This window comes from Streptococcus mitis (genome assembly GCF_000722705.1).
Classification (GTDB): domain Bacteria; phylum Bacillota; class Bacilli; order Lactobacillales; family Streptococcaceae; genus Streptococcus; species Streptococcus mitis_P.
On sequence record NZ_JPFW01000007.1, the window covers coordinates 1 to 20,477 of the forward strand.

A 20,477-nucleotide genomic window follows, 5' to 3' on the forward strand; every position below is an offset into this window, starting at 1 on the left:
AATATATTTTCCAATGAAGAAATTGCCTCACACTTACTGTCATATTGATAGAAGTCAATAATAGCTTTAATCCATTCAAGGTAAGTTCGGTCTTCTAGTGTTAGAAAAGTACTTCGTTCAATCTCTATTCTATAAATATATTCCAAATTGTCATAATTTCTGTCATCTAATAGGCGAGCAGATAATTGCTTGAAATTAGAGAGGTTAGATTTAATTTCAATTTGTTCATTAAAAAAATAATCTAATGGCACTTCGAGTCGTTGTGAGAGTTTGAACAAAAGGTCTGCGGAGGGAATGAAATGCCCTCTCTCAATTTTACTAATCTGGCTTTGTTCACAAATTCCTTCTGCAAGAGTTTGTTGGGAGAGTCTCAACTCTTTTCTTTTCAATCTGAATTTCTCTGCGAGTGTATTCATTAAAGATAATAATCCTTCCTATTTGCTTAATTTCATTATAAAATTTTTAGTTCAAAATATCAAGTTAAAGAAATAAATAATTCTATATGGTAATAAAAAAATTAAAAAATTACATAAAAATGCTTGGCTAAATAAAATATATCTGTTAAAATAAAAACAAGGAAACAGAAAGGGGTTTCATTGCATGAGAAAAAAACGTGGAATTAAAAAATTAGTTACATTTGCATTACTAGGTGTTTTTATGTTTAGTAATACAATTCCTTACCAACAATTCATTCAGAAGAATAAGCAATTGGAAGTTCGAGTACAAGCACAAAAAAAATCGAATGGACTTGATGTTGGAAAGGCAGATTGATTTCGTATTACTTTAAAATTCAACTATTTAGAGAAAGGTATTCTGATGAGAGCTTGTAACAATACCAGATAGATATCAGAATGGAGATGTTTGATAAAATGCTTTCATAGCTAACCAACTGTTGAAAATTATGAGTTACAAAGTCTAAAGTATTTAAGATTGGTTTATAAAATTAGGTCTCTGTCTGTAGAAAGGAGCATGCAGTTAGAAAGGAGGAAAAAATAGGATACTATAATTCAGACTGAGATTTCTAATTAAAATATGTAGTCGCATTTCGCTCATTTTCATAATATTTCATTTAGATGAGTAATAATATGTTAAAATTTACATTTGATGCGGGATGGTAAAGAATAATTGAAGAAGATTCTTTTATCAATAGTTTAGTAAGCTTGTTAGTTTATAGAGGGCAGGGGTATTTCTGCCCTCTGTTTTAGAATAAGGAATGCACTATGAAAAAATTATTTATACTCATATCCAACCTGCTTGCTAGTTTGTTCTTTGTTTGGGTATTTACCATTTGGACTGATACATATGTCTCCTATTATTACCCCAACGTTGTTGTACGTGATTCTTCCCCTGAAACAACTTTTCAGCATGTTGCTACACGCTTGGAAAAACTAGCAGAAGAAACGGATAGCTTTATTGCGATTCAACACCAGGATCCTAACTCAGAAGGTACTCCAGTGTTTTCTTATACGACCTTTGGGAACGGAAAGTTGCCTGATGGGCTTCAGGAAAAAAATCTAGAAGATGCTCAAAGTAGTAGTGTTGAAACAAACTATTTTGTATTCGATGGAAACCTAGATATTCACTTGCTAAGGGAGGAGTTAAGTCAACTTGGCTTGACTAACATGCACCTGACAATTCCATCTAAACTATCTACGTTAATGGCTATCTTTAGTAACGGATTTCAGTTAATCAGTCTATTGATTTTCATCTTAACCTTTGGAGCACTGACTTTAATTAGTCAAATTAGCCAATTACGGTCGTCGGGCATTCGCCTCATTTCAGGAGAGAAACGGTGGTCCATTTTCCTTAGACCAGTTGGTGAGGATTTGAAAGGGATAGCTGTTGGTTTCAGTTTAGCTGGCGTGCTCGCCATTCTTATGCAAAAAATTCTGTCGCTTCCAACGCAATCCCTAATGACCATAGGAGCAGGCTTGCTCTGTTATAATCTCATCTTGTTGTCGATTTCCCTGTTTTTCGCTCAACTCTTCGCAGTTGGGATAAAAAAGATACACCTGATGCAGATTATAAAAGGGCAAGTGCCTGTCAGAGGAATCATTAGTTTGATTTTAATCGGTCAACTATTAGCGATTATTATTGTAACGCTGGGAATAGGGAGTAGCTTAAAGTATTCCCAAGCCTGGCAACAGCATCGGATTGGACAAGAGGCTTGGAGCCAGGAAAGGCAACTGATTACCCTATCAATCAGCCGTGAAGGAACGAGTTCTGGTTTTGCTGAACAAGCTCAAAGGAAACTCAGAACTTGGTATCAATTGATGGATCTGGCTGTTTCAGAACAAAAGGCTTTCTTATCTAGACACCAGTTAATTGACCGTACTTTGCAAAATGGCATGGCTTCCTCCAAAAACTTGATAACCTCTACAGAATGGCACGATTACAACCCGAATGGCAATGTCCTTATCGTCACACCGCAATACTTGGAGCGTCAAAACATTCCTGTAGATACAACTATTGAGCAAAAGATGAATCACCTTGATGTAGGGGAGTTTGTCTTATTACTGCCTGAACACCTCCGTTCAGAGGAAGAACATTATAAATCTGTTTTTGAAGACGACTTAACCAGTCGCATATCTAGTAAAGATGAACGACAGCAAATGACTGCTACGGTAGGTTATTTGGAATCAGGTCATGATCGTTTTGTGTATAATACGACCCCTATTTCTTACCAGCAGTTTTTGAAAGATCCAATCATCATTGTTATAACACCCCAATCAACTGGTCCACAGTCCATTGTGTTTTGGGTAGACGCAGTACAGAACTACGTTCTCTTTAATCAATTGTCTGATGCCCAGGAGCTTATCCAGAGACAAGGCATTGAAAATTGGGTCTCAGAAATGCAAACAGGTTACCACAACTACATCACATTATTGGATAATATCCAGAGGGAACGTTGGGTAATGCTAGCAGGAGCTGTGCTTGGGATTGCAACTTCAATCTTGTTGTTTAACACTATGAATAGGCTCTACTTTGAAGAATTTAGACGTGCTATTTTTATCAAACGCATTGCAGGTCTCAGGTTCTTAGAAATCCATCGCACTTATCTCTTTGCTCAACTGGGTGTGTTTTTACTGGGATTTGTTGCGAGTGTATTTCTTATGGTAGAGATAGTAGTTGCTTTCTTAGTCTCGTTACTCTTCACTGGTCTATCTCTTTTACAGTTACATGTCCAAATGCAGAAAGAAAACAAGATGTCCATGCTTGTTTTGAAGGGAGGTTAATATGATTGAACTTAAACAGGTGAGTAAATCTTTTGGAGAACGAGAGTTATTTTCGAATCTTTCAATGACATTTGAGGCTGGAAAAGTCTATGCCTTAATTGGTTCAAGTGGTAGCGGTAAAACAACCTTGATGAACATGATTGGGAAATTAGAATCTTATGATGGGACGATTTTTTACCGAGGTAAAGACTTGGCAAATTATAAATCGAGTGATTTTTTCCGTCACGAATTGGGCTACCTCTTCCAGAACTTTGGCTTAATTGAAAACCAAAGTATTGAAGAAAACCTTAAGCTAGGTCTCATTGGTCAAAAGTTGAGTCGGTCGGAACAGCGGTTGAGGCAGAAGCAGGCTTTAGAACAGGTCGGCCTGGCTTATCTTAACCTAGATAAGCGCATCTTTGAGTTATCGGGCGGAGAATCGCAACGGGTTGCCTTGGCAAAAGTTATCTTAAAGAATCCACCCCTTATTCTGGCAGATGAGCCAACAGCTTCAATAGACCCAGCAACCTCTCAGTTGATTATGGAGATTTTGCTATCTCTTCGAGATGATAATAGGCTAATCATTATCGCAACACATAATCCGGCAATTTGGGAGATGGCTGATGAAGTGTTCACGATGGATCGTCTGAAATAAAAATCCTTGTTTTTAATTGCACGATGAGTTACTGAAATATTATCATGAATCAATAATTGGAGTTAATTTAGAATTGTACTTTATTAATATTGAGGTAACTTTTTCTTGATAAAGGAAGAAATAGTGGAGAGGAAGTTAGATTGAAAAAATTCGACAATTATATTATTGAGAAGCCTTGCGATTCTAATTTAGATAAACTGTAAAAAATCTTAATAATTGAAAGTTTGGTAGATGATATTTTGCAATTTTCTATCAGAATCAATAATAGTGTAGGAGAGATTTTCCTCCTACAACTGTTTCAAAAGAAATATTTACCCATTGGGAGAAGATGTTGCAGTGGATAATGTGTTACTCACTGAAAAATATAATTTTCAACTAAAAGATTTTGAAGGATTCATTTCAAAATAAACAATAATTAAAGAATAAGAAAAATCCTCCGTTTCAAAGAGTAGGGAACTCTTTGTGACAGAGGATTTTTTCTATAGGGCTTTAGCAGCTGCAATTGCGGCTTCGAAGTTTGGTTCAGAATTGATATTGTCCACGTATTCAACGTAGCGAATCGTATTGTCAGTATCGAGGACAAAGACTGCGCGTGCCAATAGGTGCCACTCATTGATTAAGAGAGCATAATCACGTCCAAAGGAATGATCGAAATAGTCTGAGAGCATGATGGCATTTTCAATACCTTCAGCACCACACCAACGTTTTTGGGCAAATGGTAGGTCCATAGAAACAGTCAATACGACCGTGTTGTCCAGTCCAGCCAGTTCTTCATTAAAGCGACGCGTTTGAGTTGAGCAGATACCTGTATCGATAGAAGGCACGACACTCAAGACTTTTTTCTTTCCATCAAAATCAGCCAGAGATTTTTTAGAAAGGTCTGTTGTAGTAAGAGAAAAATCGAGCGCCTTGTCGCCGACTTGTAGTTGTTTACCTGTAAAGCTCACAGGATTTCCGAGAAAAGTTACCATAAGATACTCCAATCTTTTTTCTTCCATTGTAGCTGAAACAGTAAGAATTTTCCAATGATTTGACCGAAAATATGGGCATAGAAAAAACGCCAATTCGGGAAAAAATGACGTTTTTCAGAGTATTATTTTGCCAATCCTTCAGCAATCTTGTCAAGGTTGTATTTCATCATGTTGTAGTAGCTGTCGCCTTCTTTACCTTGTTCTGCGATAGAGTCAGTAAAGATTTGAGCGTAGATTGGGATGTTTGTGTCTTGTGAAACAGTCTTCATTGGACGGTCATCCACACTTGATTCTACAAAGAGTGAAGGAGTTTTTGTTTGGCGAAGTTTTTCAACCAAGGTCTTGATTTGGTCAGGAGTTCCTTCTTCTTCAGTGTTGATTTCCCAGATGTAGGCACTTGGGACACCGTAGGCTTTAGAGAAGTATTTGAAGCATCCTTCGCTGGTTACGATCAATTTCTTCTCAGCAGGGATGTTGTCGAATTTAGCTTTAGCTTCCTTGTCAAGTTTGTCTAGTTTTTCAGTATATTCTTTGAGATTTTTTTCGTAGAATTCCTTGTTGCTAGGGTCTTTAGCACTCAACTGTTTTGCGATGTTTTTAGCAAAAATCATACCGTTTTCAAGGTTAAGCCAAGCGTGTGGGTCTTCTTTACCTTTTTCGTTTTGGCCTTCAAGGTAGATAACATCAACACCTTCGCTGACTGCAAAGTAGTCTTTGTTTTCAGTTTTCTTAGCATTTTCTACCAATTTTGTAAACCAAGCATTGCCACCAGTTTCAAGGTTGATACCGTTATAGAAAATCAAATCAGCTTGAGAAGTTTTCTTGACATCTTCAGGAAGTGGTTCGTATTCGTGTGGGTCTTGGCCAACAGGAACGATACTGTGAAGATCAATCTTGTCACCAGCAATATTTTTAGTAATATCAGCGATGATTGAGTTTGTAGCAACAACTTTTAGTTTTTGACCAGAAGCTGCATCTTTTTTTCCGCTAGCACATGCTACAAGAGCAATGACGGAAAGAAAGAGAACGAGTAATGTACCTAATTTTTTCATTAGATCCTCCAATTTATTGGGGTTTTGCCCCTTATTTTAACAAATGTTTATTTTTCAGTTTCAAATATCGTTGTTTTGGAGCGATAAAGAAGCTAATGAGAAAGAAACTAGCGGCTGTAAGCACAATACTAGAACCTGCCGCAACGTTAAAGCTATAGCCGATAAAGAGCCCCAAAACTGAAGCTGTCGCTCCAAAGGTTGAGGAAAGGAAAATCATGCTTTTCAGGCTATTAGCATAGAGATAAGCAGTTGCAGCTGGGGTAATCAGCATGGCTACAATCAGGATAGTTCCGACACTTTGCATGGCTGTCACAGACACCAGAGTCAGGAGTACCATGAGAAGGTAGTGATAGAAATTGACAGGCATTCCCATGGCTTTAGCCAAGAGTTCATCAAAGGAAGTAATCAAGAGTTGCTTGAAGAAAATCCAGATTAACAAGAGAATGGCTGCCCCCACACCCATAGTAATAAACATATCCGTATCTTGGACGGCCAGAATATTACCAAAAAGGATATGGAAAAGGTCAGTTGAACTTTTAGCGACACTAATCAAGATGATACCGAGGGCTAAGAAAGAAGAAAAGGTAATGCCGATGGCGGTATCGCTTTTGATAATCGAGTTCCCCTTGATGTAGGTAATGATGATAGCAGCTAGCAATCCAAAGACAATGGCTCCGATAAAGAAATCAAGGCCCAAGATAAAGGAGAGGGCTACACCTGGTAAGACAGCATGTGAAATAGCATCTCCCATGAGTGACATCCCGCGTAGGATGATGAAACATCCCACAGCTCCAGCTACGACCCCGACGACAATAGCTGTTATCAAGGCATTTTGTAGGAAATGGAATTTTTGCAATCCATCAATAAATTCTGCAATCATAGGTCACCTCCATTGAAAAAGAGTCGATTACCGTAAGCTTCTTTTAGATTGGTTTCGGTAAAGGTTTCTTTGGTCGGACCAAAGGCGATCACTTCTCGATTAACAAGTAAGACTTGATCGAAGTAGTGGGGAACCTTGCTGAGGTCGTGGTGGACGATGAGAACCGTCTTCCCAGCTTTTTTCAGATCTCTCAGCGTATTCATGATGATTTCCTCACTGACTGAGTCAATCCCAACAAAGGGTTCATCCAAGAGGATATAGTCGGCTTCCTGCACCAAACATCTGGCAATCAAGACCCGCTGGAATTGACCTCCAGACAGTTGACTGATTTGACGATCAGCATAGTCAGCTAGGCCGACGATTTCAAGGGCTTCCTCTACTTTTTTCCAATGTTTAGCATTTAAACTGCGAAAGAGAGGAATAGAGGGAAATAGTCCTAGTGAGACACATTCCTTGACCTTGATGGGAAAGTTGTAGTCGATATTGATCTTTTGTTCGACATAGGCAATTCGGTGTAAGGATTTTTTAACTTCCTTGTCATCGAGAAATGCCTGACCTTGATGAGGGATAATTCCCAGCATACCTTTTAATAATGTTGATTTTCCAGCACCGTTTGGACCAATGATTCCAGTAATTGTTGGTCCTTGGAGCACTAGTGAAATATCCTTAAGTGCCAACGTTTCTTTGTAGGAGACACTGAGGTTTTCGATACGTATCATAAACTTATATTCCTCCTGACTCTTAATATACCTTAAAAAAAAATTAAGTCAAGTTAATTTTTCAAAAAATTAAAATATTAACTGAAAAACAATAGGAAACATCCGTTTATTTTTAATTGCATTCCCAGGTAATTTTTGTTAAGCTAAAAACAAATACAAATGAAAGCGAGAACAAGATGACACGTTATCAAGACGATTTTTATGATGCAATCAATGGAGAATGGCAGAAGACAGCTGAAATTCCAGCAGATAAGTCTCAAACGGGAGGTTTTGTTGATTTAGACCAGGAAATTGAAGACCTGATGCTGGCGACAACAGACAAGTGGTTGGCAGGTCAAGAAGTGCCTGAGGATGCTATCTTGGCAAACTTTGTCAAATACCACCGCCTAGTTCGTGATTTTGACAAGAGAGAAGCTGACGGTATCACACCTGTCTTACCACTTCTTAAAGAATTCCAAGAATTGGAGACTTTTGCGGATTTTACAGCTAAACTAGCAGAGTTTGAGCTTGCAGGAAAACCTAATTTCCTTCCTTTTGGTGTATCGCCAGACTTTATGGATGCCAGAATCAATGTTCTATGGGCTAGCGCTCCAAGCACGATCCTGCCAGATACGACCTACTATGCAGAAGACCATCCTCAACGCGAAGAACTCTTGACTCTTTGGAAAGAAACCAGCGCAAATCTCCTCAAGGCTTATGATTTCTCTGATGAAGAAATTGAAGACTTGCTAGAGAAAAGACTAGAATTGGATCGTCGAGTTGCGGCAGTGGTTCTCTCTAATGAAGAAAGTTCAGAATATGCCAAACTCTACCATCCATATGCTTACGAAGATTTCAAGAAATTCGCGCCTGCCCTACCTTTGGATGACTTTTTCCAAGTCGTTCTTGGACAAGTACCAGACAAGGTTATTGTAGACGAGGAACGTTTCTGGCAAGCCGCAGACCAATTCTATAGTGAAGAAGCTTGGCCTCTCCTCAAGGCAACCTTAATTTTAAGTGTTGTGAATCTTTCAACTAGCTATTTAACAGAAGAAATCCGTGTCTTGTCAGGTGCTTACAGCCGTGCGCTATCTGGAGTTCCAGAAGCCAAAGACAAGGTTAAAGCTGCCTACCAGCTAGCACAAGGTCCATTCAAACAAGCCTTGGGTCTCTGGTATGCCCATGAAAAATTCTCCCCAGAAGCCAAGGCAGACGTGGAGAAAAAAGTGGCAACCATGATAGATGTCTATAAGGAACGTTTGGCTAAAAATGACTGGCTGACTCCTGAAACTCGTGACAAGGCCATCGTCAAACTCAATGTCATCAAGCCTTATATCGGTTACCCAGAAGAATTGCCAGAACGTTATAAGGACAAAGTAGTAAATGAAAATGCTAGTCTTTTTGACAATGCTCTAGCCTTTGCGCGTGTGGAAATCAAACACAGTTGGAGCAAGTGGAATCAGCCTGTTGACTACAAGGAATGGGGCATGCCTGCTCATATGGTCAATGCCTACTACAATCCTCAGAAGAACCTGATTGTCTTCCCAGCAGCTATTTTACAGGCGCCTTTCTATGACTTGCATCAGTCGTCTTCTGCTAACTACGGTGGGATTGGTGCAGTTATTGCTCATGAAATTTCCCACGCCTTTGATACCAACGGAGCTTCCTTTGATGAAAATGGTAGCCTCAAGGACTGGTGGACAGAGAGTGACTATACTGCCTTCAAGGAGAAAACACAAAAAGTCATTGACCAATTTGATGGACAGGATTCTTATGGAGCAACCATTAACGGTAAATTGACTGTATCAGAAAACGTGGCTGACTTGGGAGGAATCGCTGCAGCGCTTGAAGCAGCTAAGAGAGAACCAGACTTCTCAGCAGAAGAGTTCTTCTACAACTTCGGTCGCATCTGGCGCATGAAAGGTCGTCCAGAATTTATGAAACTTTTGGCTAGCGTCGATGTGCACGCGCCAGCCAAACTCCGTGTCAATGTGCAAGTACCAAACTTCGATGATTTCTTTACAACATATGATGTCAAAGAAGGAGACGGTATGTGGCGTTCACCAGAAGAGCGCGTGATTATTTGGTAATGCAAAGAGGCAAGTAAAATTCCTATAAATATACCTTCCCTATCTATGTACACCCTAAAAAGTTAGATAGAACAATCTAGCTTTTAGGGGGTAGTTCATAGGGATTATGAAATTGAAGTCTTTTCTTATTTTAAAATTCATAGTAAAATATCCCTCTGTATCAAGATAACAGGAGGATTTTTATGTCTCAAAAGACTATCAACATAGGCTACGCCCGTGTATCTACTCATAAACAAGACCTAGGATTGAAAGTGCAAATCGAAGCTCTCAAACATTGCGATAAACTTTTTATAGAAAAGGAATCTGGTGCAAATAACACTCGTCCTGAACTCATAAAAGCCTTAAAACTGGCCTCTGACTTTTCGAAAGATGGCAAGCAGGTTACTTTCACTATCTATAAGTTAGATAGACTGACTCGATCTATGTTTAAGCTGCTAGAACTTATTGAACTATTTAATGAATCTAATATTCATCTAGTCAGTTTGCATGAAAAACTAGAAACAGGTTCTCTTATTGGCAGATTACTTTGCATCATTTTAGGCTTTGTGGCAGAAAATGAGCTGGAAAATCTGAGGTTTCGCACAAAAGAGGGACTTCGAAAAGCTAAGGAAAATGGTGTTAGATTAGGGGCTAAACGGATTTCAAAAGAAAAGGAGGAGCGGATACTTAACAAATATCTACATTCAGATATAAGCATACGTAATATTGCAAAAGCTGAACAAATTTCTACATCAACCCTATATAAAGTATTAGAACGTAATAAAGTGGCGAACAATCGTCAAAAAAAACGGAAAATCATTGCTAAAAACAGGGAAAAATGGTAGAATAAAGACGTAAAATTGTTTCGATTAACGACCGTTTGATGAAACATTCAAAATAAGAATATAAATATTTAAAAAAATGCGAGTTTAACAGTGTTTTTAACCTGTATTAGACTGGCATTTTTTGTGTATCGTCTAACGGTCGTTATGCGATACACTTAGTTCCCTATCTCTAAAGGAGCTAGCTAGTTTTTGGCAACAAAAAACTTAAAAATCATTAAGATATGTAATAGTATGATAGCTGTATTGTTCAGTTAATGGATGAAGATTCATTTAAGGCTTCTATCAAGAACATTAAATGTTTAGATAATGAGTTGACTCAAAATTTTGCTTTTGTGGTCTTGAAAGGAAGTTGATTTTGTCATTTTATAAGCCTAAAAAGGCAATTATATATTCCTGAGGAGGAAAAATTATGAATAAACTCACTAAACTAGGTATTGTTACCTTCTCTGCTGTCACTCTTAGTGCTGCAGTGCCAACTTTGGTGCATGCCGAGGAAAACGTTGCGCCGCAACCAAATGTTGCTGCTCAACCTAATGCTACTCAACCAGCACCTGCACCAAAACCAGCAGAAACCCCTCAACCAGAGGTTAAACCTACAGAGCAACCACAGCCTACTCAGCCAGTAAAACCAGCTGAGAACAAGCCGGTTGAAAATAAACTTGCTGAAACATCTGTTCCAACTCCAAAACCAGCAGAAACCCCTCAACCAGAAGTTAAACCAGCAGAGCAACTACAACCTGCTAATCCAGCAAAACCAGAAGTGAAACCTGCAGAGCAACCGCAGGAAAATAACAGAAAACCAGTGAGAAGATGGCATCTACGTGACGGAAGCGTTCATGAACACCCTGTTGTTACCTACGAAGATATTGTAGCACCACTCCCTATCAGTGATATGAAGAAAACTCCTATCAATGGAATATGGACTGCTGAAAAAGATTTTATCAATAACAAACCAAGATTAGCTTACTTTGTGGGTGGCACGAATAGGTGGTTAGAAGAAAATGGGAGGGAATTTTCTCCTGAAGAATTGAGGGAAAGCCATATACTTATGCGTGCGATTCGAGTGAAAATTCCAGAATTGGAAGGTAGAAACTATGAAGCGTATACAATTTATACAGCTATTTGGGATGAAAAAACAAGAAAGGTTGAACTAAACAAAAACACTAACATCACAGGTCAAGGTTACATGGTTTTCCGCACTAAAAAAGAAGACAATGACGTGGAAGTCTATCAATTTTCAAAAAATAGGCAGTTAACACCACTTTATCACCGTTATCAGCTAAATGAGAGAGGAAGAAGCGAGGGAGATTTTGGTTTATACGCAGAAGTTTATCAAACTTACGTTTTCTTATTTAAGAACCACACTGAAAAACCAGCCGACCAAGCAAAACCAGAAGTCAAGCCAAGTGAAAATCCTGTAAATCCAGTTACACCAGTTGCTCCAATAACACCGACAACTCCCGTAACGCCTACGCTTAATCCAGCCATCCCAAACAATACTCGTGTTCTTTCGAGCGAAGCTGGAAGCGTTCAAGTATATGGTTCAGAAGCAACACTCAAAAATGTCAGATATATCAGGGTAGAAGAAACCAAGTCGAATTCACTTGAATCAAAAAAATACAAGGCTTTCGACATTCATCTGTATGACGCGAGAGGCAAGGCTATTCAGCCAAACGGCTGGGTTACGGTTAGCGTGTTGGCAAACCAGCCAGTGGAAAATGTTTACTACGTGAATCAAAACGGCAGCTTGTTTGCGCTTGATTTCAAACAAAATGCCGATAAGGTGACTTTTGAAACCAATCACTTTAGTATCTATGCTATGACTTTCAAAGTTGCCGCAAGCCGTGATAACGGAGGTAGTACAACTCCTGTTCCAGTTGTAAATAGTAGTAATACGGAACAAAAAGGAAATGACGTAAATAGTACAAAAACTCAAGCTGAGCCGTTAGCAACTAAGACTGAAACTATTTCGAAACAAGTAGCTAAGACTTTGCCAAATACTGGAGAAAATGACTCAATTCTCGCTACCCTATTTGGAATGTTAACTCTAACTGCTGGATTATTTAGCTTTCGTAAGGAGTCAGAATAACCCCAATTCATAGTTTACCTATCAATTATTTTAGACTGTGAAAAATCTTTTCATGATAAAACGCATAATATCAAACTTTTCCACACCTGATATTATGCGTTTTTATAATTCTAAAATAGTATAAATATAGTGAGATGAAATAAAATCTGAACAAATCGATTTCTAATAATGATTTAGAAGTCAGGACGTACTATTCTAGCTTTAATCTATTATAAATTACGATATCTATTGTCATCATTTTACTAGAAAAAAGGATTGAAGGTTTTTTCGTGAGCAATAGTCGTAGCTGGACCATGTCCTGGATAGACATCGTAGTTTGGTAGGGTGAAGAGTTGAGTCTGGATACTGTGAAGAAGTTGCTCCGTACTACCAGTTGGAAGATCTGTTCGTCCGATAGTTTCACGGAACAGAGCATCACCTGTCAAGACCAAATGAGCTTGCGGAAAGACGATAGAAACACCACCGATAGAATGCCCTGGTGTTGGCAAGACAGTGAAACGAAATTCCTCTAGTTGGTATTCTTCGTGAAAGATAAAAGTGTGTTCTGCAGGTTTTGCGACTACATCTGCCATATCATCATGACGAGGGAGACCAGAGAGGTTATCGACAGGAGTGTAGAGCCAGCTGGCTTCACTCTCTGCGATAAAGACAGGAGGATTGCCAAAAGTCTCGCGAACCAAGTCCAGACTCATGATATGGTCATAATGGGCATGGGTCAAGAGAATAGCACAGATCGGTTTGTTGATTTTCTCGATGGTCTGATGAATGGCTTCCCAATGGCTGCCAGGATCTACCACGATAAGGTGCTTTTCACCTTCTAGGTAATAGGTGTTTTCATAGGCAACAGGATTCACGGTTTTATGGATTTTCATGTTAGCTCCAATCTCAAAGAATGCACTAATACTCTTCGAAAATCAAATCCAAACCGCGTCAACGTCGCCTTGCCGTACTCAAGTACAGCCTGCGGCTAGTTTCCTAGTTTGCTCTTTGATTTTCATTGAGTATAAATTAAGTATAGCACAGTTGGGGAAAATAGGTAAGGATTTAAAATGAACTTAAAAACCAGCATGACTAGATGAAGACAGGCTGGTTATCAATTTATCAATATTGGAGAGGTGTCAATTGCCCTTCATAGGTTGCATAAACTCCGTCATTAGCTTTTTTGATAGATGTGATGTTTAGAGTGCCACCGTAGTTGGCTTCTCGTTTATCGCTATATTCACTATAAGTTATCCTATTGGGCAGGTTCTGGTCGTTAGCATAGTATTGAACGACTGTTTTTTTATAGCTTTGCTGGCTGAATAGGAACAGGCAGCTAACTCCTAACACTAGGAGAGCAAAGATAGAAATAGCAGTTTTTTTCATAGGTGTTCTCCTTATAAACTAAAGGATAGAAGAAAGTATCTTGAGGATTTTAATTCCAAAACCCAGTCAAGGTACCAGTGTATGTGACACGAGTTCCACTGTTTAGCTTTCGTATCTTCAGGGAAATTGAGGGAAGTCAGAAAGTCTTTCGGTTACAATATGGTTTCCGTTGGTCTATCTCTCCTTCTATCACCTAAGTTTAAAATCTAACTTCGTAATATATTATACACTAATAATTCAGAATTATCAAGCAATTCTGAATTATTTTTATGAGATTTTGTTATTAAAATTTGAAAGCTAACTTTAAAGTGAAACTAGGTAACAATCATTCGTTTATAATTTTGTCTAAATTTTCAAAAAATTATTGACAAAAAAATAAAAGTGTTTTATAATAAGGTTATTAATTTAAGTAGGTTAAAAATTATGAAATCTAATAAAGAAGATTTAATGGGAAAAGCCGAACTTTTAACTGATTTCTCAGTTGATTCTTCTGTGGTTGAAATCGAATCACTTGGTGAAATTACTATCAAAATCAAGTGGTAATATAGTATTTAGAGCTTTGAATAATCAAAGCTCTAAATTTTTAGATTTGTTTATTATGAAATTCTCTTATAAAAATAAATTAGTTACAATTAAAATTAAAATCTCTGAACAATACTATACATTTTTAGTTGACACCGGATCAGAAAAAAGTTTCTTAGCTCCTAATAAAGACTTAAAAAACTTTCAAATAGAGTTATCAAATAAAATCCTCGTAAAAGGGGGTGGTAAAAATAAAATCATTCAACATACATATTTTATACCAGAAATTAAAATCGATAATGAAATTATCTCAAATACTGAATTTCTGATTAAGTATAGAAATGTAATGTTTTATTATTTATCCATTGATGGTGTACTTGGATGGGATATTCTACAGCGTTTTGACTTTGCTATTGATTTTAAAAATAAATATTTTTATATAGGTTCTATTCAACCACCAAAATCTGTCGCAAGTATTCCGATAATATCAAAAAAACAAGCAGTTATTTTATTAGATTACAACGGTGATTCTTACCACACCTTGCTAGATTTAGGTGCCAATAACTCCTTTATTTCTGATGATTTTAGACTCAGTGAAAAAAGTGTAAAACGGAGCATGAACTTTGTTTTAGGAATAAATGGTTTTTCATTGAATAAAATTTCAAAAGTAGACCACTTACTTTTTACATTTAGCGGAGGAAAACTCTTCGTTAAAAACATATCTATCCGATCCTTTAATTTTCAATGGAAAGTAAAGCTCGGAACTGATAGCTTACAAGGTTACACCATTTATTTTATCAATTCAAAAGAAAGGATTGCCATTAGTGAGAAAAAAACACCTTAAAACACAATTGCTCATCGGAAATTCGTTGGGACAATTTGGAAGTACTATACTTTCCTTTATCCTTGGTCTTTATATATTAAGAAACTTAGATTCTGTATTTTTATATAGCCTCTCTCAAATAATTGGACCTATAGTAGCAGTTTTACTCCTTCCTTTTTTAGGAAGTATTATAGATAAATACAATAAAAATTTTATTATAAAAACTTCTCAGACCGTCAGTTGTATCGCTCTACTGTTCTTTATACTAAGTGACACTCACATCACATCCCATTACACTCAGATTATAGTCTTACTTATTTTACTTAAAATTTCAGATCAGTTTTTATCAACTACCCTAAATGCTGCTACTATTGGGTTAGTAGGAGAGGAAAATGTTCAATCATTTCGCTCTCAATTACAATTAATTCAAGCTGCTAGTATGATTTTATCTCCAATAATAGCAGTTGCTCTTTTCGACAAAATTTCATTATCTAGTATCATGCTAATTGAATTTTTTATAGAATTTTTAGTCCTAGTAATCTATTGGAAAGTTGAATTTCATCATAAGGTAAAAGAAAGTTCAGAAGATGACTCAAGCATACTCACAATGTCTAAAGAAGGTTTCCAGTTTATTTTTAGATATAAAAAAATTGTTTTTGGATTAATTTTTGTCCTTATGATTAATTTCATACTTGGAATAGTAAATGTTGGTCTCCCATTTCTTCAAATTAAAGAGTTGGCTTTATCCAATCAATCTTATGCATTGAACGACAGTGTCTTAGCTTTTGGACTCTTATTAGGATCAGTTATTGCTTCGAAAATAAGTACGAAAAGTAATTTGAATATTGCTAGATATGCCATTGCTATGGTTGCGTTTGCAACCTGCTTACTGGGATTATTATTAATCTTACATTTGTCCAAAAGTAGCTGGATTGCTATTCTCATTATTTATTTTCTTGTAATTGGTTTATCAATTACAATATGCAATATACTAATTTCTAGTTGGTCAATTCTCAAAATTCCACAAGAATTTCAAGGTAGAGTTTTTGCTGTCTTAAATGCTTTAACACAGGCATTTTTACCAATAAGCATGTTACTCTTTGGATTCTTATTTGATACAATGAACGTGGCCTCTATTTTCAGTCTCTCAGGTCTCGTGCTACTCTTGCTTCTCTTTGTATTTCCTTGGATTTTTAAAATTAATCTCACAAATGATGAATTGGAGTAAAATGATGAAAATTAATGATGTACAACAAATCCTCAACATTACAAATTCAGAATGGAATATATATTATGAGTTAATTACCACTAGCCTTAAGACATCAACTCTTTCACATATGCCTTTCTTCAATCAAATAGACAATGTACAATCTATATCACTTTATTCATTGTATCCATTATTATTTAGAAAAGAATTTCAATTATCAGATCAAAATCTGAAAGCATTAATTCCATTCTCTCATAATCACTTTACATCTTTATTTATATTGGACAAGATATATGACTCTCAAAAAGTCGAAGAACCGATTGATTTATTAATCCTGTTAGAACAATATTCAAAGAACATGATGTTTTTAAGTAATGAAATTCATCCCGATGTTACAGAAAACATATGTAAGACCTTAACAGGTCTATACAAAGAAAAATATTGCTATCGATACAATCAAATACTTCCTCTTGAAGAAGAAAGACAATACGCTTACGATAAATATTCATTTGCTAAAATAGCTTTAAAAGTCTTTCAAAGTAGTTCAAACTTCCCTAAAGAGCAGGCTATTTTAGAAGAATTATATGCATCTCATGACTATTTTGCTTATGGTAGACAGATATTAGATGATCTTGAAGATTTTCAACAAGATTATAAAAATAAACAATTTAATATTTATGTAAATAGGTTTCTTATGAAATACAGTGATAAAACACTACCAACCTATGATCAAGCTTTATTTAGAGAATTGTTATTAGAATCCAAACAAGCCTTCGAAAATTCTCTAAATAGTCTCTCACTTGAGTTTACCTACTGGAAAAATTACATCAACTTCTATTTAACTATTTGCGAGAAATATATAAACTGAAATGAAAGAGATGTTTGATAATTCTTCCGATAAACAATCTAGGCGCTTATTTCAAAAAACCACTGCCTTCCCCAGACAAACCTGAGGAAAGCAGTGTTTCTTTGAACACCAATTATTCATACATAAGATAAAAATTAGTCAGAATCGATGTTAAATCAAGCAGAATCTACGCTGATGTAAGAATCCTGCTTGGTTTTTATGTCAAGTATGAATAATTGAGGTTGAAAGTTCTGTAATGGATCTAGACATCTATTGTTCCTGAAAATAAAATGCACATACAATAGAGGTGTTAGGATGTTTCATTTGATGACAGCTTCGCCCCCTATAAAATGAAATTCTAGTATTGTCTATCAACTGGGATATTTTTGTGTTCAAACTAGTTAAGACATTATCACATTCGAATCACAACTAAGACAGGGAATCGTGGCTATCTAGTTTTCATATTCTTAAAAAAGTGATAAAATGGTAGGAAGAATTGGAGAGTAGAGATGCCAAAAGAAGTGAATTTGACGGGCGATGAGGTTGTCGCTTTAACGCAAAAATATTTATCAAAAGAAGATGTCGCTTTTGTCCATAAGGCCTTGGTCTATGCTGTTGAATGCCATAGTGGTCAATATCGTAAATCAGGTGAACCTTATATCATTCACCCTATCCAAGTAGCAGGTATTTTAGCCAAGCTCAAGCTGGATGCTGTAACGGTAGCTTGCGGTTTCTTGCATGATGTGGTGGAGGATACAGATGCGACCTTGGACGATTTGGAAAGAGAGTTTGGTCCTGATGTGCGCGTGATTGTCGATGGGGTTACTAAGCTTGGTAAGGTCGAGTACAAATCAATTGAGGAGCAATTAGCGGAAAACCACCGCAAGATGCTCATGGCCATGTCTGAGGACATCCGTGTTATTTTGGTCAAACTGTCTGATCGCTTGCACAATATGCGAACCCTGAAACATCTTCGAAAAGACAAGCAGGAGCGCATTTCCAAAGAAACCATGGAAATCTATGCTCCACTTGCCCATCGTTTGGGGATTTCCAGTGTCAAATGGGAATTGGAAGACTTATCTTTCCGTTATCTCAATCCAACGGAGTTTTACAAGATTACCCATATGATGAAGGAAAAGCGCAGAGAGCGTGAAGCCTTGGTGGATGAGGTGGTCACAAAATTAGAAGACTATACGACAGATCGTCACTTGAAAGGGAAGATTTACGGTCGTCCCAAACATATTTACTCGATTTTCCGCAAAATGCAGGATAAGAGAAAACGGTTTGAGGAAATCTATGACCTGATTGCCATTCGTTGTATTTTGGATACCCAAAGTGATGTTTATGCCATGCTTGGTTATGTGCATGAGCTTTGGAAACCGATGCCTGGTCGCTTTAAAGATTATATCGCTAATCGTAAGGCCAATGGTTACCAGTCTATCCATACGACTGTTTATGGGCCAAAAGGGCCGATTGAATTCCAGATTCGGACCAAGGCCATGCACGAGGTAGCTGAGTACGGGGTTGCGGCTCACTGGGCTTATAAGAAAGGCATCAAGGGGCAGGTCAACAGCAAGGAATCAGCCATTGGAATGAACTGGATCAAGGAGATGATGGAGCTCCAAGACCAGGCTGATGATGCTAAGGAATTTGTTGATTCAGTCAAGGAAAACTATCTGGCAGAGGAGATTTACGTATTTACCCCAGATGGAGCTGTTCGTTCCCTTCCAAAAGATTCAGGACCGATTGACTTTGCCTATGAAATCCATACCAAAGTTGGGGAAAAAGCAACTGGTGCCAAGGTCAATGGTCGTATGGTTCCACTGACAACCAAGCTCAAGACAGGGGATCAGGTTGAAATTGTCACCAACCCTAACTCCTTTGGGCCAAGCCGTGATTGGCTTAACATGGTCAAGACCAGCAAGGCGCGCAACAAGATTCGTCAGTTCTTTAAAAACCAAGACAAGGAATTGTCTGTTAACAAGGGTCGTGAAATGTTGATGGCTCAGTTCCAAGAAAATGGCTATGTGGCCAATAAATTCATGGACAAGCGTCATATGGACCAAGTTCTGCAAAAGACCAGCTACAAGACAGAAGAATCTCTCTTTGCGGCTATTGGTTTTGGCGAAATCGGTGCTATTACTGTCTTTAATCGTCTGACTGAAAAGGAACGTCGTGAGGAAGAACGTGCCAAGGCCAAGGCTGAAGCAGAAGAACTTGTCAAAGGTGGCGAGATCAAGGTTGAAAATAAAGAAACCCTCAAAGTCAAGCATGAGGGGGGAGTGGTCATTGAAGGTGCTTCTGGACTCCTTGTGCGGATTGCCAAGTGCTGTAATCCCGTGCCTGGTGATGATATTGTTGGCTACATTACCAAGGGTCGTGGTGTGGCTATTCACCGTGTGGACTGTATGAACCTGCGTGCTCAAGAAAACTACGAGCAACGCCTTCTTGATGTGGAGTGGGAAGACCAGTACTCTAGCTCAAATAAAGAGTATATGGCCCATATCGATATCTACGGCCTCAACCGTACAGGGCTGTTGAACGATGTATTGCAAGTTCTCTCAAACACAACCAAGAATATCTCAACAGTCAACGCCCAACCAACCAAGGATATGAAATTTGCCAATATCCATGTGTCCTTCGGTATTACCAACCTCTCTACACTGACTTCGGTTGTGGACAAGATTAAGAGTGTGCCAGAAGTTTACTCTGTCAAACGGACCAACGGCTAATTGGCCTAGCTCTTACTAGAAAGGCTATTATGAAAATCATTATCCAACGGGTTAAAAAAGCCCAAGTCAGTATTCAAGGTCAGGTTCAGGGAAAAATCAATCAGGGACTCTTGTTGCTGGTTGGTGTTGGACCAGAGGACCAAGAGGAAGATTTGGACTATGCTGTGAGAAAGCTTGTTAATATGAGGATTTTTTCAGACGCAGAAGGCAAGATGAATCTGTCTGTCAAAGATATTGAAGGACAAATCCTTTCTATTTCACAGTTTACCCTCTTTGCGGACACCAAGAAAGGCAATCGTCCAGCCTTTACAGGTGCAGCCAAACCAGATATGGCATCAGACTTCTATGATGCATTCAATCAAAAATTAGCGCAAGACGTGCCCGTTCAGACAGGCATCTTTGGAGCAGATATGCAGGTTGAGCTGGTCAATGACGGACCAGTTACCATTATCCTTGATACGAAAAATAGATGAGAAAGACCAAGCCCGACCGGCTTGGTTTTTCTCA

18 protein-coding genes and 1 pseudogene are annotated in these 20,477 nt (G+C 37.8%); 12 read left to right on the forward strand and 7 right to left on the reverse strand.

What is annotated here, in order from left to right:
- The coding region (locus SK642_RS02760) for a helix-turn-helix domain-containing protein (protein ID WP_033683654.1) at window positions 1–416 on the reverse strand (416 nt) is incomplete at its 3' end.
- Window positions 417–600: 184 nt separating this feature from the next.
- Here SK642_RS02760 and SK642_RS10705 point away from each other — a divergent pair.
- The 4 genes and pseudogenes from SK642_RS10705 to SK642_RS02780 all read left to right on the forward strand — a co-directional run.
- Window positions 601–771, forward strand: a complete 171-nt coding sequence (locus SK642_RS10705; RefSeq protein WP_033683277.1) for a PhrA family quorum-sensing system peptide — start codon at window positions 601–603, stop codon at window positions 769–771.
- 449 nt (window positions 772–1,220) lie between these two features.
- Window positions 1,221–3,236: a DUF1430 domain-containing protein gene (locus SK642_RS02770; protein WP_033683278.1), complete on the forward strand. Its 2,016-nt coding sequence runs from the start codon at window positions 1,221–1,223 to the stop codon at window positions 3,234–3,236.
- Window position 3,237: 1 nt separating this feature from the next.
- A complete protein-coding gene (locus tag SK642_RS02775) occupies window positions 3,238–3,870 on the forward strand; it encodes an ABC transporter ATP-binding protein (protein WP_033683279.1) in 633 nt (210 codons plus the stop codon).
- Window positions 3,871–4,010: 140 nt separating this feature from the next.
- Window positions 4,011–4,169: pseudogene (locus SK642_RS02780) on the forward strand (competence protein ComA); the annotation flags it as partial.
- Between the two features lie 180 nt (window positions 4,170–4,349).
- On the opposite strand, the gene tpx reads toward SK642_RS02780, so the two are convergent.
- From tpx to SK642_RS02800, 4 genes are all read right to left on the reverse strand, one after another.
- Complete coding sequence (gene tpx / locus SK642_RS02785) at window positions 4,350–4,841, reverse strand: thiol peroxidase (protein WP_000256026.1); 492 nt, start codon at window positions 4,839–4,841, stop codon at window positions 4,350–4,352.
- A 122-nt stretch (window positions 4,842–4,963) separates the two neighbouring features.
- Complete coding sequence (locus tag SK642_RS02790) at window positions 4,964–5,893, reverse strand: metal ABC transporter substrate-binding protein (RefSeq protein WP_033683280.1); 930 nt, start codon at window positions 5,891–5,893, stop codon at window positions 4,964–4,966.
- Between the two features lie 31 nt (window positions 5,894–5,924).
- A complete protein-coding gene (locus tag SK642_RS02795) occupies window positions 5,925–6,773 on the reverse strand; it encodes a metal ABC transporter permease (protein ID WP_000559786.1) in 849 nt (282 codons plus the stop codon).
- On the reverse strand, window positions 6,770–7,492 hold the full coding sequence (locus tag SK642_RS02800) for a metal ABC transporter ATP-binding protein (RefSeq protein WP_033683281.1): 723 nt from the start codon (window positions 7,490–7,492) through the stop codon (window positions 6,770–6,772). Before SK642_RS02800 ends, SK642_RS02795 begins: the two co-directional genes overlap by 4 nt.
- Before the next feature lie 176 nt (window positions 7,493–7,668).
- Here SK642_RS02800 and pepO point away from each other — a divergent pair, with 176 nt between their 5' ends.
- The 3 genes from pepO (at window position 7,669) to SK642_RS02815 (ending at window position 12,474) form a co-directional block, all read left to right on the forward strand.
- The gene (gene pepO / locus SK642_RS02805) at window positions 7,669–9,561 is read left to right on the forward strand and encodes an endopeptidase PepO (RefSeq protein ID WP_033683655.1); all 1,893 of its coding nucleotides are present in this window, start codon (window positions 7,669–7,671) and stop codon (window positions 9,559–9,561) included.
- 182 nt (window positions 9,562–9,743) lie between these two features.
- The gene (locus SK642_RS02810; protein ID WP_033683282.1) at window positions 9,744–10,385 is read left to right on the forward strand and encodes a recombinase family protein; all 642 of its coding nucleotides are present in this window, start codon (window positions 9,744–9,746) and stop codon (window positions 10,383–10,385) included.
- 409 nt (window positions 10,386–10,794) lie between these two features.
- Complete coding sequence (locus SK642_RS02815) at window positions 10,795–12,474, forward strand: LPXTG cell wall anchor domain-containing protein (RefSeq protein WP_051734064.1); 1,680 nt, start codon at window positions 10,795–10,797, stop codon at window positions 12,472–12,474.
- A 242-nt stretch (window positions 12,475–12,716) separates the two neighbouring features.
- Here the strand turns inward: SK642_RS02815 and SK642_RS02820 are convergent, their stop codons facing one another.
- Both SK642_RS02820 and SK642_RS02825 read right to left on the reverse strand, forming a co-directional pair.
- Window positions 12,717–13,346, reverse strand: a complete 630-nt coding sequence (locus tag SK642_RS02820) for an MBL fold metallo-hydrolase (RefSeq protein WP_033683283.1) — start codon at window positions 13,344–13,346, stop codon at window positions 12,717–12,719.
- A 229-nt stretch (window positions 13,347–13,575) separates the two neighbouring features.
- The gene (locus SK642_RS02825; protein ID WP_350353756.1) at window positions 13,576–13,803 is read right to left on the reverse strand and encodes a hypothetical protein; all 228 of its coding nucleotides are present in this window, start codon (window positions 13,801–13,803) and stop codon (window positions 13,576–13,578) included.
- A gap of 550 nt (window positions 13,804–14,353) precedes the next feature.
- Between SK642_RS02825 and SK642_RS02835 the strand changes: the two genes are divergently transcribed.
- From SK642_RS02835 to dtd, 5 genes are all read left to right on the forward strand, one after another.
- Complete coding sequence (locus SK642_RS02835; protein WP_152548297.1) at window positions 14,354–15,205, forward strand: retropepsin-like aspartic protease; 852 nt, start codon at window positions 14,354–14,356, stop codon at window positions 15,203–15,205.
- Window positions 15,186–16,412 carry an MFS transporter gene (locus SK642_RS02840; protein ID WP_033683286.1) on the forward strand — a complete coding sequence of 409 codons (1,227 nt, stop codon included), beginning with the start codon at window positions 15,186–15,188 and terminating at the stop codon, window positions 16,410–16,412. The genes SK642_RS02835 and SK642_RS02840 overlap by 20 nt, the downstream gene beginning before the upstream one ends.
- A 4-nt stretch (window positions 16,413–16,416) precedes the next feature.
- Window positions 16,417–17,259 (forward strand): hypothetical protein, encoded by an 843-nt coding sequence (locus SK642_RS02845; RefSeq protein WP_152548298.1) that lies wholly within the window; start codon window positions 16,417–16,419, stop codon window positions 17,257–17,259.
- A 488-nt stretch (window positions 17,260–17,747) separates the two neighbouring features.
- On the forward strand, window positions 17,748–19,970 hold the full coding sequence (locus tag SK642_RS02850; protein ID WP_033683288.1) for a RelA/SpoT family protein: 2,223 nt from the start codon (window positions 17,748–17,750) through the stop codon (window positions 19,968–19,970).
- A 29-nt stretch (window positions 19,971–19,999) separates the two neighbouring features.
- Window positions 20,000–20,443 (forward strand): D-aminoacyl-tRNA deacylase, encoded by a 444-nt coding sequence (gene dtd, locus SK642_RS02855; protein ID WP_033683289.1) that lies wholly within the window; start codon window positions 20,000–20,002, stop codon window positions 20,441–20,443.
- The last annotated feature ends 34 nt before the right edge of the window (window positions 20,444–20,477 follow it).